The organism is Pseudomonas sp. GW823-FHT02E01, from assembly GCF_058797535.1.
On sequence record NZ_JBXAJS010000002.1, the window covers coordinates 168,018 to 182,860 of the forward strand.

Annotated in this window: 11 protein-coding genes; 5 read left to right on the top strand and 6 right to left on the bottom strand. The window is 59.9% G+C overall.

Annotated features, from left to right (window positions below; all coding sequences use genetic code 11):
• Nucleotides 1-140 precede the first annotated feature (140 nt).
• On the top strand, nt 141-1,007 hold the full coding sequence (hexR, locus tag AC1RDQ_RS04535; RefSeq protein WP_007954250.1) for a transcriptional regulator HexR: 867 nt from the start codon (nt 141-143) through the stop codon (nt 1,005-1,007).
• Between the two features lie 219 nt (nt 1,008-1,226).
• Nucleotides 1,227-1,436, top strand: coding sequence for a PA3496 family putative envelope integrity protein (locus tag AC1RDQ_RS04540; RefSeq protein WP_008018316.1), 210 nt, complete (start codon nt 1,227-1,229; stop codon nt 1,434-1,436).
• Here the strand turns inward: AC1RDQ_RS04540 and AC1RDQ_RS04545 are convergent.
• Nucleotides 1,378-2,340: a LysR family transcriptional regulator gene (locus AC1RDQ_RS04545; RefSeq protein WP_008018315.1), complete on the bottom strand. Its 963-nt coding sequence runs from the start codon at nt 2,338-2,340 to the stop codon at nt 1,378-1,380. The two genes, AC1RDQ_RS04540 and AC1RDQ_RS04545, sit on opposite strands and share 59 nt — an antisense overlap.
• A gap of 190 nt (nt 2,341-2,530) precedes the next feature.
• On the opposite strand from AC1RDQ_RS04545, the gene AC1RDQ_RS04550 reads away from it, so the two are divergent.
• Both AC1RDQ_RS04550 and oadA read left to right on the top strand, forming a co-directional pair.
• Nucleotides 2,531-3,946: an acetyl-CoA carboxylase biotin carboxylase subunit gene (locus tag AC1RDQ_RS04550; RefSeq protein WP_007971702.1), complete on the top strand. Its 1,416-nt coding sequence runs from the start codon at nt 2,531-2,533 to the stop codon at nt 3,944-3,946.
• Between the two features lie 11 nt (nt 3,947-3,957).
• Entirely contained in the window at nt 3,958-5,766 is a 1,809-nt protein-coding gene (gene oadA, locus AC1RDQ_RS04555) for a sodium-extruding oxaloacetate decarboxylase subunit alpha (RefSeq protein WP_057712702.1), read from the top strand.
• A 254-nt stretch (nt 5,767-6,020) separates the two neighbouring features.
• On the opposite strand, the gene AC1RDQ_RS04560 is transcribed toward oadA, so the two are convergent.
• The 3 genes from AC1RDQ_RS04560 to AC1RDQ_RS04570 are packed head-to-tail and all read right to left on the bottom strand — an operon-like array spanning nt 6,021 to nt 7,789.
• Nucleotides 6,021-6,692: a GNAT family N-acetyltransferase gene (locus tag AC1RDQ_RS04560; protein WP_057712703.1), complete on the bottom strand. Its 672-nt coding sequence runs from the start codon at nt 6,690-6,692 to the stop codon at nt 6,021-6,023.
• 16 nt (nt 6,693-6,708) lie between these two features.
• The gene (locus tag AC1RDQ_RS04565; protein WP_057712704.1) at nt 6,709-7,155 is read right to left on the bottom strand and encodes a GNAT family N-acetyltransferase; all 447 of its coding nucleotides are present in this window, start codon (nt 7,153-7,155) and stop codon (nt 6,709-6,711) included.
• 10 nt (nt 7,156-7,165) lie between these two features.
• A complete protein-coding gene (locus AC1RDQ_RS04570) occupies nt 7,166-7,789 on the bottom strand; it encodes an FMN-binding negative transcriptional regulator (protein ID WP_057712705.1) in 624 nt (207 codons plus the stop codon).
• A 92-nt stretch (nt 7,790-7,881) separates the two neighbouring features.
• Between AC1RDQ_RS04570 and pdxR the strand changes: the two genes are divergently transcribed.
• The gene (gene pdxR / locus AC1RDQ_RS04575; protein WP_492586534.1) at nt 7,882-9,435 is read left to right on the top strand and encodes a MocR-like pyridoxine biosynthesis transcription factor PdxR; all 1,554 of its coding nucleotides are present in this window, start codon (nt 7,882-7,884) and stop codon (nt 9,433-9,435) included.
• A 35-nt stretch (nt 9,436-9,470) separates the two neighbouring features.
• On the opposite strand, the gene AC1RDQ_RS04580 is transcribed toward pdxR, so the two are convergent.
• A complete protein-coding gene (locus AC1RDQ_RS04580; protein WP_492586536.1) occupies nt 9,471-9,758 on the bottom strand; it encodes a hypothetical protein in 288 nt (95 codons plus the stop codon).
• 377 nt (nt 9,759-10,135) lie between these two features.
• Nucleotides 10,136-14,719 (bottom strand): dermonecrotic toxin domain-containing protein, encoded by a 4,584-nt coding sequence (locus tag AC1RDQ_RS04585; protein ID WP_492586538.1) that lies wholly within the window; start codon nt 14,717-14,719, stop codon nt 10,136-10,138.
• Nucleotides 14,720-14,843 lie beyond the last annotated feature (124 nt).

Genomic DNA, 14,843 nt, shown 5'->3' on the forward strand with positions numbered 1-14,843 from the left:
CCATGAGTGCTACATGAAGCGCGGGCACCTGAAATCGAGGGATTCGGTAACGCATTGAGCAGGCAAAAAGCCGATTCATGTAGTATAACTACAAGCGTGCTACATCCCCGGCACCTGCCAATAACAAAGAGTCCAGCCCTTTGAATCTGCTGCAACACATCGCCCAGTCTCGCCACCTGTTACGCAAGTCGGAGCTCAAGGTCGCCGACCACGTGCTGCTTGATCCTGCGGCCGTGATGCACAGTTCCATGGCCGACCTGGCCCACAGCGTGGGCATCAGCGAACCGACCATCGTGCGTTTTTGCCGTGCCATCGGTTGTTCCGGCTTTCAGGACCTGAAGCTGAAGCTGGCCCAGAGCCTGGCGGCAGGCGCAAGTTTTGGCCAGTTCGCGATCCATGAGGATGATTCGGTCGCTGACTACAGCCTGAAAATCTTCGACACCACCCTGCATACGCTGATGGAGGTTCGCGAGAAACTCGATCCGCTGGAATTGCAGCGGGCGGTGACGCTGATGTCCCAGGCCCAGCGTGTCGAGTTCTATGGCTTTGGTGCCTCGGGTGCGGTCGCGGCGGACGCCCAGCACAAGTTCTTCCGTTTGCTGCTCACCGCTGCGGCGTATTCCGACCCGCACATGCAGGCGATGTCGGCCGTGACGCTCAAGCCAACCGACGTGGCGATCTGCATTTCCCAGTCCGGGCGTTCCAAGGACCTGCTGATCACTGCCAACCTGGTGCGTGAAAGCGGTGCCTCGTTGATCACCTTGTGCCCGAGCCAGACGCCGTTGGCCGAACTGTCTACGGTCAATCTGGCAATCGATGTGCATGAAGACACTGAAATCTATACGCCGCTGACTTCGCGTATCGCCCACCTGGTGGTGATCGACGTGCTGGCGATGGGCGTGGCCATGGCGCGTGGCCCGAGCCTGGTCAACCACCTCAAGAGCGTCAAGCGCAGCCTGCGCAGCTTGCGGTTGTCGCCCAAGTCGGTGAAAGCGCTGGACGATTGAGTCAGGCCTGAGATTGCATGAAGGTCGTTCCGACCTTATCGCGAGCAAGCTCGCTCCCACATTTGATCGTGCACACCGCAGAACCTGTGGGAGCGAGCTTGCTTGCGATGGCGGCCTCGAATGCACCGCAATTTTCATCAGTTTGTAACCCCCAAGCCGCCAAACCGTCATCCCCCGCGCCTATCTTGAAACTCCCGTACTCGCCTTGGGAGACTCGAAATGGCCATGCCCTACGAAGAACGCAACAGCGCTGTCAAAACCCGTCGTCAGCAAGAAGATCAGCGCCGCATGGAATTCCGTCGCGCCATCGAAGATCGCTGCGAACGCCGTCAGCTTCTGGCCGAAATTGGCGATTTTCCGGAGTTGGAACTCAACTTCTGGCAGGCAACTCCCTCGACTTCCCGTCGAAACGCTCAACCAGCGCGCTGATTTGAATCCGTTCACTACGGATAAACGCCAGGAAGGCGTGAGCCACCGGTGACAGGCGTTTCGCCTTGGCCTGCACCAGGCACCAACTGCGAAACAGTGGCAGCTCTTCGACCGGTAGCTCGATCAGCCCACCGGTTGCCAGCTCAAGGTTCAGGGCGTGGCGCGTCAACAGCGCAACGCCCAGGCCTGCCAGTACACATTCTCGCTGGGCTTCGGCAGACGAGACTTCCTGAGTCTGGTTGAAGTGCACGCGTTTCTCTTTGAAGTATTCTTCGCACGCCAGCCGCGTCCCGGAGCCTGGCTCACGCAGCAGCAGTGTGTAGGGTTCGAGATCCTGCAAGCGCAGCGGCCCCATATGACACAGCGGGTGATCCGGTGGCGCCACGGCGACGATCGGGTTGTTCAGGAACGGCAGGAATTCCAGGCCCATGTCCTGAGGCACCATAGACATGATCACCAGGTCGTCGCGGTTGTCCGACAAACGCCGAATGACCTGACCGCGATTGACCACCGTCAGTTGCAGGTTCACCTCCGGGTGCTGGCGTTTGAATGCGGCAAACAAGTGCGGCACGAAATATTTGGCGCTGGATTCCACCGCCAGTTTCAATTGCCCCTGCAACGAACCCTGCATGTCCGACAGCTGCATGTCGAGGTTTTCCAGGCGTCCGAAAATATCCCGGCTGGCCCGCTGTAACGCTTCAGCCGCTTCGGTCATGTAGAGTTTTTTGCCGACGTAATCGAACAAAGGCTGGCCAATCAGCTCCTCAAGTTGACGAATCTGCAGGCTGACGGCAGGTTGTGTGAGCGACATTTCCTCGGCCGCGCGACTGTACGACCGCAAATCACAGACCTCGTTGAAGATCTGCAATTGCCGTAAAGTCATACGCATCAATGACTTACGCATAACGTGATCACTCTCGTCGCTAACAGGTGAATCAACTATAAGTCTTTACTTATGCGTGACCCAATAATTATTCATTTTTGTTAATCCCTTGTGAGCGCTAGTGTGGACCTGCGACCAAATTGAAACATTTGGTCACGCGTCGACCTGGTCTAGCAGGTCGTGGGTACCACCGGCTCAAGGGAATTTCCAAGTGATAACAAAGATCCTGATCGCCAACCGTGGTGAGATTGCCGTACGAATCGTACGTGCCTGTGCCGAAATGGGCATTCGCTCGGTCGCGATCTACTCCGATGCCGACCGTCATGCCTTGCACGTCAAGCGAGCGGACGAGGCCCACAGCATTGGTGCCGAGCCACTGGCCGGTTACCTGAACCCGCGCAAGCTGGTGAACCTGGCTGTGGAAACCGGTTGCGATGCACTGCACCCAGGCTATGGCTTCCTTTCGGAAAACGCCGAGCTGGCGGAGATCTGCGCCGAACGCGGGATCAAGTTCATTGGCCCGTCGGCTGAAGTGATTCGCCGCATGGGCGACAAGACCGAAGCCCGTCGCAGCATGATCAAGGCCGGTGTACCGGTGACCCCGGGCACTGAAGGCAACGTGTCGGGCATCGAAGAAGCCCTGACCGAAGGCGATCGCATCGGTTACCCGGTGATGCTCAAGGCCACTTCCGGTGGTGGCGGTCGCGGCATTCGTCGCTGCAACAGCCGTGAAGAACTCGAACAGGCTTTCCCGCGGGTCATTTCCGAAGCCACCAAGGCTTTTGGTTCGGCGGAAGTGTTCCTGGAAAAATGTATCGTCAATCCGAAGCACATTGAAGCGCAAATTCTTGGCGACAGCTTCGGCAACGTGGTGCACCTGTTCGAACGTGACTGCTCGATCCAGCGCCGCAACCAGAAGCTGATCGAAATCGCCCCAAGCCCACAGCTGACCCCGGAACAGCGCGCCTATATCGGCGATCTGTCGGTGCGCGCAGCCAAGGCCGTGGGATACGAGAACGCCGGCACCGTGGAGTTCCTGCTCGCCGAGGGCGAGGTGTACTTCATGGAGATGAATACCCGGGTGCAGGTGGAACACACCATCACCGAAGAAATCACCGGCATCGACATTGTCCGCGAGCAGATTCGCATTGCCTCCGGCCTGCCGCTTTCGGTGAAACAGGAAGACATCCAGCACCGCGGCTTCGCCCTGCAATTCCGGATCAACGCCGAAGACCCGAAGAACAACTTCCTGCCGAGCTTCGGCAAGATCACCCGTTACTACGCTCCCGGCGGCCCCGGCGTGCGAACCGACACGGCGATCTACACCGGCTACACCATTCCACCGTTCTACGACTCCATGTGCCTGAAACTGGTGGTGTGGGCGCTGACCTGGGAAGAGGCGATGGACCGTGGCTTGCGCGCCTTGGATGACATGCGTCTGCAAGGGGTCAAGACCACCGCCGCGTACTACCAGGAAATCCTGCGTAACCCGGAATTCCGTAGCGGTCAGTTCAACACCAGCTTCGTTGAAAGCCACCCTGAACTGACCAACTACTCGATCAAGCGCAAACCCGAAGAGCTGGCCCTGGCCATCGCCGCCGCCATCGCCGCCCACGCAGGCCTGTGAGGAATAGAACAATGAGCAAACAAATCCACGTTACCGACACTATCCTGCGCGACGCCCACCAATCGCTGCTCGCCACCCGCATGCGCACCGAAGACATGCTGCCGATCTGCGACAAGCTCGACAAAGTCGGCTACTGGTCGCTGGAGTGCTGGGGCGGCGCGACGTTCGACGCCTGCGTACGTTTCCTGAAAGAAGATCCGTGGGAGCGTCTGCGCCAGCTGCGCGCCGCGCTGCCTAACACCCGCCTGCAAATGTTGTTGCGCGGCCAGAACCTGCTGGGCTACCGCCACTACAGCGACGACGTGGTCAAAGCCTTCGTGGCCAAGGCAGCGGTCAACGGTATCGACGTGTTCCGCATCTTCGACGCCATGAACGACGTGCGTAACCTGCGCGTGGCCATCGAAGCGGTGAAAGCCGCCGGCAAACACGCCCAGGGCACCATCGCCTACACCACCAGCCCGGTGCACACCATCGAGGCGTTCGTGAACCAGGCCAAGCAAATGGAAGCCATGGGTTGCGACTCGGTGGCGATCAAGGACATGGCTGGCCTGCTGACCCCGTACGCCACCGGCGAACTGGTCAAGGCTCTGAAAGCCGAGCAATCGTTGCCAGTGTTCATTCACTCCCACGACACTGCTGGCCTGGCCGCGATGTGCCAGATGAAGGCCATCGAAAACGGCGCCGATCACATCGACACCGCGATCTCCAGCTTCGCCTGGGGCACCAGCCACCCGGGTACCGAGTCGATGGTCGCCGCCCTTAAAGGCAGCGAGTTCGACACCGGCCTGAACCTGGAACTGCTGCAAGAGATCGGTCTGTACTTCTACGCAGTGCGCAAGAAGTACCACCAGTTCGAAAGCGAGTTCACCGCCGTCGACACCCGTGTTCAAGTCAACCAGGTACCGGGCGGGATGATTTCCAACCTGGCCAACCAGTTGAAAGAGCAGGGTGCGCTCAACCGCATGAGCGAAGTGCTGGCCGAAATCCCGCGCGTTCGTGAAGACCTCGGCTTCCCGCCGCTGGTGACCCCGACTTCGCAGATCGTCGGTACCCAGGCGTTCTTCAACGTGCTGGCCGGCGAGCGCTACAAGACCATCACCAACGAAGTGAAGCTGTACCTGCAAGGCGGCTACGGCAAGGCGCCGGGCACCGTGAACGAACAACTGCGTCGCCAGGCCATCGGCAGCGAAGAGGTTATCGACGTTCGCCCGGCCGACCTGCTCAAGCCGGAAATGGCCAAGCTGCGTGCCGATATCGGTGCCTTGGCCAAGTCTGAAGAAGACGTGCTGACCTACGCCATGTTCCCGGACATCGGTCGCAAGTTCCTCGAGGAACGCGCCGCTGGCACCCTCACGCCAGAGGTTCTGCTGCCGATTCCTGAAGCGGGTGGCGTGGCCTCTGCCGGTGGCGAAGGTGTGCCGACCGAGTTCGTCATCGACGTGCACGGTGAAACCTACCGCGTCGACATCACCGGTGTTGGCGTCAAGGCCGAAGGCAAGCGTCACTTCTACCTGTCCATCGACGGCATGCCGGAAGAAGTGGTGTTCGAGCCGCTCAACGAATTTGTCGGCGGCGGCAGCAGCAAGCGCAAGCAAGCCACTGCACCGGGTCACGTCAGCACCACCATGCCGGGCAACATCGTCGACGTGCTGGTCAAGGAGGGCGACACCGTCAAGGCAGGCCAGGCCGTGTTGATCACCGAAGCGATGAAGATGGAAACAGAAGTCCAGGCAGCCATCGCCGGTAAAGTCACCGCCATTCACGTGGCCAAGGGCGACCGGGTAAACCCGGGCGAGATCCTGATCGAGATCGAAGGCTGAGTTAACAGCCTCGATACAACGCTTTATACCTCGGGGGGGCATGTGCTCCCCTTTTTTTATGCCTGCAAATCCGTGCCTGAAACCCTGTGGGAGCGAGCTTGCTCGCGATAGCGGAGCATCAGTCTCAACAATTGCTGAATGTGATGCCGCCATCGCGAGCAAGCTCGCTCCCACAGGTGCTGTGTCCCATCAGTGAAGCGGGTGTTAATTGATCAAGAGCTCGCTCGCGATGGCGTAATTCCAGGCGCTGACGATTACCCGCGACACTCCACCAACGACTTCACCTGCCCCGAACCGGTCTGGTTCTCATCGCTCAGCCACTTTTCAAACCCCGCACCAATTGCCGGCCACTCCGAATCCAGGATCGAATACCACGCCGTATCCCGGTTCTGCCCCTTGACCACCATGTGCTGACGGAACACCCCTTCAAAACTGAAACCCAGTCGCTCAGCCGCGTATTTGGAGCGAGCGTTGCCGTTGTTGCATTTCCATTCCAGGCGACGGTAACCCAGGGCAAAGGATTCCTTGGCCAGAAGGTAAACCGCCTCGGTGCTTTTCGGCGAACGCTGCATCGGGGCGCCGAAGGTGACGTGGCCGATTTCGATGCGGCCCTGGGCCGGGACGATGGACATTAGGCTGAGAATGCCCTGGACCTCGCCGCTGACGCGGTCGATCACGCTGAAGAAATACGGATCGCTGCTGGTCGCGTGGTTGTTCAGCCAGTCGTTGAAGACGCTGCGCTCCGGGAAGGGGCCGTAAGGCAGGTAGTCCCACAATTTCGGGTCAGCGCCCGGGCCTTGCAGGGCCTTGAACAGGTCGTCGCCGTGGCGCGCCGGGTCGAGTCTTTCCAGGCGGATGTAACGCCCTTCGATCAGTTGAGTCGTGGGGGGCGGGACGCCTTTCCAGTCGGCGAGTGAAATCGACATGCTGTTCTCCTTGAACCTATATGGCTTTGCGAAACTGGATGAAACCGGGGCGTTCGGCGATGCGCTCGTAGAGCTGGATCGCGGTGGCATTGGTTTCGTGGGTCAGCCAGTGGACCTTGTTGCAACCGTCGGCCTTGGCTGTGGTGTAGACGAACTCGATCAACTGGCGGCCGACGCCGGTACCACGGGTTTGCGGGACCACCAACAAGTCTTGCAGGTAGCAGGAGTTTTCGATGGCCCAGTTCGAACGATGGTAGATGAAGTGCACCATCCCCACCGCTTTGTCATCGGCCCAGGCGAGGGCGGCGTGGGTCGGTTCGCTCGGGTCGAGCATGCGCTGCCAGGTGCTTTGAGTGACGGTATCCGCAAGTTCAGTGTTGTAGAAGCGCAGGTAGGCGTGCCACAGCGGCAACCATGCCGCGTGATCACCGGCGGTGACTTGGCGAATGTCGATCTGACTCATGGTGATTTCCTTAGCGCATCAATTGGGCGAGGGTTTGGTCGTTGACGTCGGGGCTGGCGGCCAGGCCTTTGCGCACGCCGGCGATGTCGGCGGGGCTGCGGTTCTGGCTGAGCTTGCGCTTGCCTTCCAGACGGTCGATGGGAATGGCGAAACCGACGATGGCTTTGAGCATGCCGTCGATGTAATCGGCGGGGGCATCGGCCACTGACCACGGTTGGGCGCGGCCAGCTTCATGACGATCGGTGAGGGTGCTGACGATGTCGAGCAGCCGCCCGCCATCACTGAAGGTTTCGGCTCGGCCATAGGCGTGTACGGCGACATAGTTCCAGGTTGGCACGACTTTGCCGTGTTCGGCCTTGCTCGGGTAGAAGCCAGGGCTGACGTAGGCGTCGGCACCGGCAAAAATCAGCAGGGCTTCGGCGCCGTCGCGCAGGTCTTTCCACTGTGGATTGGCTTTGGCCAGATGCCCGTACAACGTGCCGTTCGAGCCTTGCTCGCAATGCAGCAGCACCGGTACATGGCTGGCTTGCAGGCCGCTTTCACCGTGGGTCACCAATATGGCGAGACGGGTGGCGAGGATCAGTTCATGCAGTTGGGACAACTCGTCGATGGCAAAAGCACGTGGCGTGTACATGGAGATATTTTCCTTGGCGAATGTCTGCATCCTAGGCAGGCTATTGGTCTGTTGTAAGAGCCATTAATGACCAATTTCATAGGTCCATTGTGATGACTAGCGAACCACTGTCCCTGACCTTCAACCCGGCAGGTATCGAACTTGATCGTCGCCAGGGGCTGAGTCGTCAGCTCTACCAGGCATTGCGCACGCGTGTGTTGGACGGGCGACTGGCCAGCGGTACGCGTCTGCCTGCCAGTCGTGATCTGGCAGCCGCGCTGGCGATTTCCCGTAACAGCGTGGTGCGCGCTTATGATCAGTTGTACGCCGAAGGGTTTATCGAAGGGCGGGTAGGCGATGGGACTTATGTCGCGCAACTGCCCCAGGCAACCGTGCCGGCAAAAAAACTATCCACAAAAGTATCCACAGGGTTTTCAACAGGGTTACCCACAACCTTATCCACAAATTGGCTCGATTTACCTGTGGATTCATCCAGCAAAGTTATCCACAGTGGTGCATTGACTCGCGTCGAAAAGAACCATTTACCCATGCCGCCCAGTGGTCCGCCCAAGGCTTTTCGGGTTGGTGTTCCGGCGTTCGATCTGTTTCCGTTCGAGGTCTGGGCCAAGCTGAATGCGGCTTTCTGGCGTAAACCGGATTTCCAGCAGCTGTGCTACGGCGACCCTGCAGGTGATGCGCGCTTGCGGGGGATGATCGCGGCGTATCTACGCAGCTCGCGGGGCATGCAGTGCACGGCTGAACAAATTGTGATCACCAGTGGCGCGCAGCAGGGAATCAGCCTTTGTGCACAGCTGCTGGTGGAGCCGGGCGATGGGGTGGCGATCGAAAATCCTGGCTACCGCGCGGCGGGTCATGCCTTCGCCGTGGCCGGGGCGCGCTTGCACGGGGTAGCGGTGGATAGCGAGGGCATCGACTGCGGTGAGCTGGCGGGACTCAGTGATTGCCGCCTGACCTATGTCACGCCGTCACATCAATACCCGACTGGCGTGGTGATGAGCCTCGCTCGCCGTCTGGAGTTGCTGGCCTGGGCCGAGCGCACTCAAGGCTGGATTGTCGAGGATGATTACGATGGCGAGTACCGCTACAGCGGTGCGCCATTGGCGCCTTTGGCGGCACTCGATCGTCACGGGCGAGTGTTGTATGTCGGCACGTTCGGCAAGGTCGCGTTTCCGGCGTTGCGCCTGGGTTATCTGGTGTTGCCAATGGGGCTGGTGGACGCGTTTTCCCAGCGTCGTGCCGTGGATGTGCGCCACTCCGAGGTCAGCACGCAGGCAGTCATGGCCGAGTTCATGGCGGCCGGACACTTCCAGCGGCATATCCGCCGCATGCGCCGTGCGGCACTGAGTCGGCGCAATACGCTGCTCAGTGGTTGGCCGCTGGATATCCCCGGCGTTGGCCCGTTGCCCACAGTCGCTGCCGGGCTGCACATGACCGTGTCAGTCGAAAGCGTGGCGCGCGAACAGGAACTGATCGAATTGGCGCGCAGTGTCGATGTCGAGATCAACGGTTTGAGCAGCTATTGGCTGCCGGAATCCACCACGCCCTTCGATCAACGCGCCGGGTTGGTACTGGGCTTTGCGGCGGTGCCCGAAAAGTCGGTCGAGGCGGCGCTGGAGCGATTGCGAGAGGCGTGGCGCGGTCGATGAAGCGGGCGGACCAGCAGTCCGCCCGCAGTCGTTCATCAGGGTTGAGTTTGGAGTTTGAGGAACAGATTCGGGTCGCTGATACGCCGCAGCACGTAGTCGATTGGCGCCAGAGTCGTGAGTACCTGGCGGCGTTCGGTCGTGAACTGCTCCATCGGCGCATCAAGCGAATCGTAGTGAAAGTGCGCAAGCCGCAGAGGCTGATCCTTGTTGGTGGTGTCTAGCACCTGGTACTCCTGGAAATAATCCCTGTGCTTTTTGGTCTTGATTCGTCCCTGTTCGTTGCGGACGATACGGACCTGGTCGTTGTCCAGCAGCCACTGCAAGTACGCCTGTCGGGGCTGTCGATCCTTGAGTAGGCTGGCGCGAATACCGATGCCTTGAGCGCGTAGCTGGACGGCGGCACCATTGAGCTCCGAGCTCGGACCAGCGCCTGGGTCAGCGATTCGAACTGTGTGGGCATGGCCACGAGCGTGCCGTCGCGGACCCGCCATTGAGGCGTGCCGATCATGGTTTGGTCAGGGTCGATCTTGCGCTCGGGTTGCAGCGCCTTCAGCGCTTGGCGCAGTAGAAGGGCGGCGACGCTATCGACAGTGGGACCCCTGCTGGTCTGGTAATTCACTTGGCTCTTTTTTAGCAAGCCGGGGGTTTGGGTATTCTCTGGGTGATCTGTCATCGTCATTTTCCTTTTTGACGTGGCGGCTTACGAAAAGAACAGCGAGCCCGCCAGTTGCGGGCTGATCGCGCTGCGATAAATGGCGATCACCTGGCTGCTGGAGGCGGAATTAAGGTCGCCCCTTCCGGCCATCATCCGTTGATCACGCAGTTTCAAATGGGCGGCGGTAAACGCCTCGACAGGCGTATCAGAAGCGGCGTAGTGAAAATGGGCGTACCACAACGGTTGCCCGGTGCCTCGCTCGCGAATTTCGTACTCCTGCAGGTAATCCTTGCGCGGGCCTTTGAGTCGGCGTCGTTCACCACTGCGCACGACATCGATTTCATTTTTGCTTGATAGCCATTCGATGCGGGCGGCCGTGGGCGGCTGTTGCTTGATCATCTGGACGCGAATCCGGTAGCCCTCGGCGTACAGTCGAACACGTGCCGTGTTCAAGGCCGCGCCCAGTGTTGTCGCAGCGACGGTCGTATTCGAAGCGGTCAGGGTTTGCTCGAGTGTCTTCGCGCTTTTGTCGAGCTGTTCGGCTTTGTGCTGGAACAACTCTTCGATTTCCACCGGGATGCGGCCGGGTTTTTTTGCACTCGCTTCGGTTTTCTGGATGAAGCTTTCCACGCCATCGAGCAGCTCCTGACCTTGAGTGATTTGTGTGGCGAGGTCCGGTAGTTGTACCGCTGGGCGGCGACGTCTGGGTTGCACGCGCTCAATCCAGACGCCGGGTGTTTTTTCGTGAAAGGTGGCGATCACTTTGCCGGTCAAGGGCGATTTCACATCCAGCAGGACCGGCTCTCCCGATGCCGAGGGACGCACTTCGCCCACAACCGTACCCTTGAAGCGTGTCTTGACCACTCGTTTACGCGATGCCGATGCGGGCTTTGACGGACCGGGCCGGGGTTCTACCGGCCGTTGTTCGCGCAGCAGTTGCGCCAGATTGGCTTCGGTGTCCTGCTGGAATTCACTGATCCGTGTACGTACGTGTTTGAACGGTTGCTCCAGAACCGCGTCCTTGTGGGTGAGGCTGAAGTCTTCAAAGGCCTGGTCGATAGCGGCAAACTGTTCGAGCATGCCGTTGAGGCCTTCGATACGTTCGCCTGCCGCCCAGGCACTGTTTTGCAGCATCAGTTCTTGCGAGGTCTGTATGACCAGGTTGGTGGTATCGAGCAAGCGCTCGAATGCGCCCCGGGCGTCGATCAGCGCGGCACTGTTTCCTTCTTTCAAGCAGACGTCGCGAGCCAGCGAAACCTGGAGCGCCTTGAGATCGTTAACACTGAAAGCGGGCAGTTTTGCCCGGTAGGTACTGGCCACTTCAGCAGCATTTCTACCGAGTCGACTCAAGTCATGGAGCCGCGATTGGGCAAACTCTATTTTGCCGATCACACCCTCGGTCAGGTCGACCATTTTCCGGTAGGTTGCAGAATTACCGGTCCCGCCTGTCGTTTCCTCGGCATCGAGCAGCGCCAGGGTTTCCCTCAAGGTCTGCGTAAACGTTGCATTGTGCTGATCGAGCCACGTCTGGTTGAAGAACAATTGAGTGCCGAGCATCTCGACCATGGCGGTTCGGTAGTTGGGCACCGTTTCGAGCAGGTTCAGCGACTTCAACTGCTCGATAGGGGCGGCGTATTCCTGGGTGCGGTGCTCGAGCTTCTCGAGGAACTGCGTTTGCGCGGCCGACAGTGCTTCGTCACCGACTGATTTTTTCATGGCGTTGTGGGCGTCCGTCAGCTCTGTACGTGCCCGCTCGCGTTCATTGTCAAACTCGGCCAGTTGCTTCTTGAGTTCGGCGATGCGTGCACGGTTTTGTTGCTTCAGTGCCTTGCGTCGGCTCGACAGACCGCCGCCGCGCAGGCGCAGGCGCGTGTCGACGAACCAGTCACCGCGTTGGTTGCTGATCAGTGCCGGACCGCTGCGAACGGGCTGCTGACGAGAGTCGATGATCGACACTTCGCCCGTGTCCTCGACGGCCACCTCGAACCAGCGCTCGCCCACCGGCGCATAAAAGGTGTTTTCCTTTCGATAGAGGTGGCGATAGACGCCGTTACCACTATCGGGCGGTGTGAGCTGTTCGGGTGGAGTGACCTTGAACTGATCCAGGGTTTTTGTCAGGTCCAAGGCCGCATCGGTTGCCACTGTCTGGCGATGTTGCACAGGAGGGGGCTCGCTGACGATGTCGGGTAATTGCACGACGGTCACAGGTTGTCGGGCCGGTTTTTCCTGTTGCTCGATCGCTTTTGCAATGGGCTTTTCCTGGACCCTGCGCGCAGGCGGATTACGCGTACTGGCGTGATGGGCAAGCACCATGGCCAGGGTCAGCAACAGGTCGGTCATGGCGGATTTCTGCTGCTGATAGTCGCCACTGTCGGCAGCATCGAGGGTTTGCTGCAAGTCATCCAGCACTTGCCAGATCCAGGCGGCCGTCCCGACGGTTCGACCAAGAAAGGGCAGCGCCGCATTGAGCAGCGTCCAGGCTGTACGCTTGAAAGTCGCCCAGCGATTTTGCGCGTTGGACAGCGATTGCCGTTGCGCCAGTTCGACCAGCGCATTGACGTTGGCCTTGTACAGGACGGCCAGGTAATTGCCGCTGAGAACCCGCGAGCCGAGGGAAATCGGGCCGCTCATTTGCAGGGAGGTCAGCGGGTCGCCCAGCAGTTGAGAAATGCTCCAGACCGAAGGTCGGTCACCGGTGAACACATAGTTGGCATAGTTGGCGCGGGCACCGTCCGGCAGCCAGGCGAGTACGGACTGGCGCAACGTCGGCGAGTGTTTGATGGTGTAGACCAGGTTGGCCGGCGTTGGATACTGGCTCAGCGGTTGTTCAAGCATTGGCCGGTAAAGCAGGCAAGGCCCCTTGTCCATCTGGCGGGGCCCGATCACGAACATGTTGGTCACTTCATCGGTGGCGCCACCGATGCGCCAGCCGGGCGCGAATGCCAGTGGGCGAATCACGATCTCCTGGCCATCCACCCAGCGATTGGCGTCGAGCACTTGCACCACGGCGGCGACATAGCGGTAACCGGTCTCGTCGATGCCGTGCTGCTTGCGAATCTTCAGCTGTAAGGCCAGCAGCGGTAACTCGACGCGCAAATGGCTGGTGAACAGGTTCTGACGCCGCAGGCTGTCCACGGGTTCGGCGAGCAGCTTGCTTTTGATCAGCGCCGGGTAGTGCTGGCCGATGTCGACGCGTGTAATCAGCTCCTCCAGATAGCTCACCGTCATCCACTGCGGCAGCGCGGCGGCGCTGGAACTGCGTACGAATTTGTTGCCTTGCGGCAGGGCAGTCAGGTTTTGCAGCGCCAGGTCGACCAGGCTCAGGGTGGTGCGCTCAGGGTCCACCGTTGGCACAAAGCTGCCCCAGACCACCACGCTGTCGACCACGATTTCGATGTCCGCCAGGTTCAGATGTGCGGCATCGGCATGTTGCGCGAGCATGGCTTCGCGCAGTCGATCCAGCGCAAATTCGCGGATCGGTTTGAGCCCGTCCAGAAAGGACTTCCCGGCGTTCTGATTGCGCACCGTCACCAGATCCATCAGATGACGGCTGTAAGCGGTGAGATCGGTGGATGACGCATCGGCCATCCAGTCTGGCAGCGATTGCTCGACCTGATTGAATCGCGAGGATGACTGTTTGTCCGTCGGGTCGAGCTCGTTGGTCGTACGGCTGACGTGGGGCGCCAGGTCCGGGTTTGCCGCCGCGGGTTCGTTGGCCAGCGCACCGATTGCATCGGCCTGCAGGGCTATCAGGTTGCACGCCAGGCGGTCGAAATAATTGCCCGGCGGTTCGATCAGGCGCCAATGCAGGACATTTCCCGGTACTTGCCCATCGGTGTCCGCCAGCAACGACGCGCCCAGTTCCTGCAAGGAGTCAAACGCCTGGAAGCCACGGGTGATGGTGTGAGTGAGAACCAGAGTACGGCTACCCAGCGTCCCGATCAGTACCGCCGTGTCGACGATGTTAATGTGCGTCGAAGCCGCGCCGCTTTGGCCGTCCAGGTCAATCAGGCAGGCGCGTGACTGATAAGGGTCATGCGCACGACGTGCGTTTTTGTCCGGGTAGGCGAAAAGCTTGCCGGCCATGGCGTGCTGGTCGCTGTCCCAGTCCGGGTTGGCTTCGATGTTCCATAGGTCGCGCAAGGATTTGGACAGTGCCTGCCAGCGTGGAGCCGATGCGCGGGTGAACTGGTTCCAGTAATCGACTTGTTGCTCTTGAAACGCGACAAACAGCAGTGGCGCCAACTCATTGAGCAGGCGACCGATGGCATCGATGCTGACGGGCAGTTGCGCCGGTGTCTGCACCTGGGGTTGCAACGTTAGGTAGTGCTCGCCGTCGAGGTAGACCACGGGCGTTCGCGCTACGCCATGGCGCACCAGTGCGTCTGTCAGTGACTCGAAGCGCCTTGACCCAGGCTCGACACTGCCATTGTGCAAGATCCAGGTCGGCGTCACCACCATGGCCAGGCGGGGATCGATTTGCAAATTCGGGTACAGCGCTTTCAGGGCTGGTTGCAGCGCATGTGTGGCGACTTCCCTGATCGAGGGGCCGGTTACCAATTGGGTGAGAAGGGCATCTTGATCAGAGGGGAGGCTGGTTTCAGACGAAGGGCTGGAGGTACTTGTCATGGTCACATCCTTTGTGAGGGTAGCAGGCACCGTGGAAGGTTCGGTGCGCGGTCCATTGCAAAGTAGCGACGGGTATAGCGGCGTTGGCGGTAAATAAATATCGCGGGCAAAAAAAAGACCTGCG

Excerpts from the sequence above, each read along its gene's own strand:
- AC1RDQ_RS04540 (WP_008018316.1), top strand. The coding sequence starts at position 1,227 with ATGGCCATGCCCTACGAAGAACGCAACAGCGCTGTCAAAACCCGTCGT.
- AC1RDQ_RS04545 (WP_008018315.1), bottom strand. The coding sequence starts at position 2,340 with ATGCGTAAGTCATTGATGCGTATGACTTTACGGCAATTGCAGATCTTC.
- oadA (WP_057712702.1), top strand. The coding sequence starts at position 3,958 with ATGAGCAAACAAATCCACGTTACCGACACTATCCTGCGCGACGCCCAC.
- AC1RDQ_RS04560 (WP_057712703.1), bottom strand. The coding sequence starts at position 6,692 with ATGTCGATTTCACTCGCCGACTGGAAAGGCGTCCCGCCCCCCACGACT.
- AC1RDQ_RS04565 (WP_057712704.1), bottom strand. The coding sequence starts at position 7,155 with ATGAGTCAGATCGACATTCGCCAAGTCACCGCCGGTGATCACGCGGCA.
- AC1RDQ_RS04570 (WP_057712705.1), bottom strand. The coding sequence starts at position 7,789 with ATGTACACGCCACGTGCTTTTGCCATCGACGAGTTGTCCCAACTGCAT.
- pdxR (WP_492586534.1), top strand. The coding sequence starts at position 7,882 with ATGACTAGCGAACCACTGTCCCTGACCTTCAACCCGGCAGGTATCGAA.
- AC1RDQ_RS04585 (WP_492586538.1), bottom strand. The coding sequence starts at position 14,719 with ATGACAAGTACCTCCAGCCCTTCGTCTGAAACCAGCCTCCCCTCTGAT.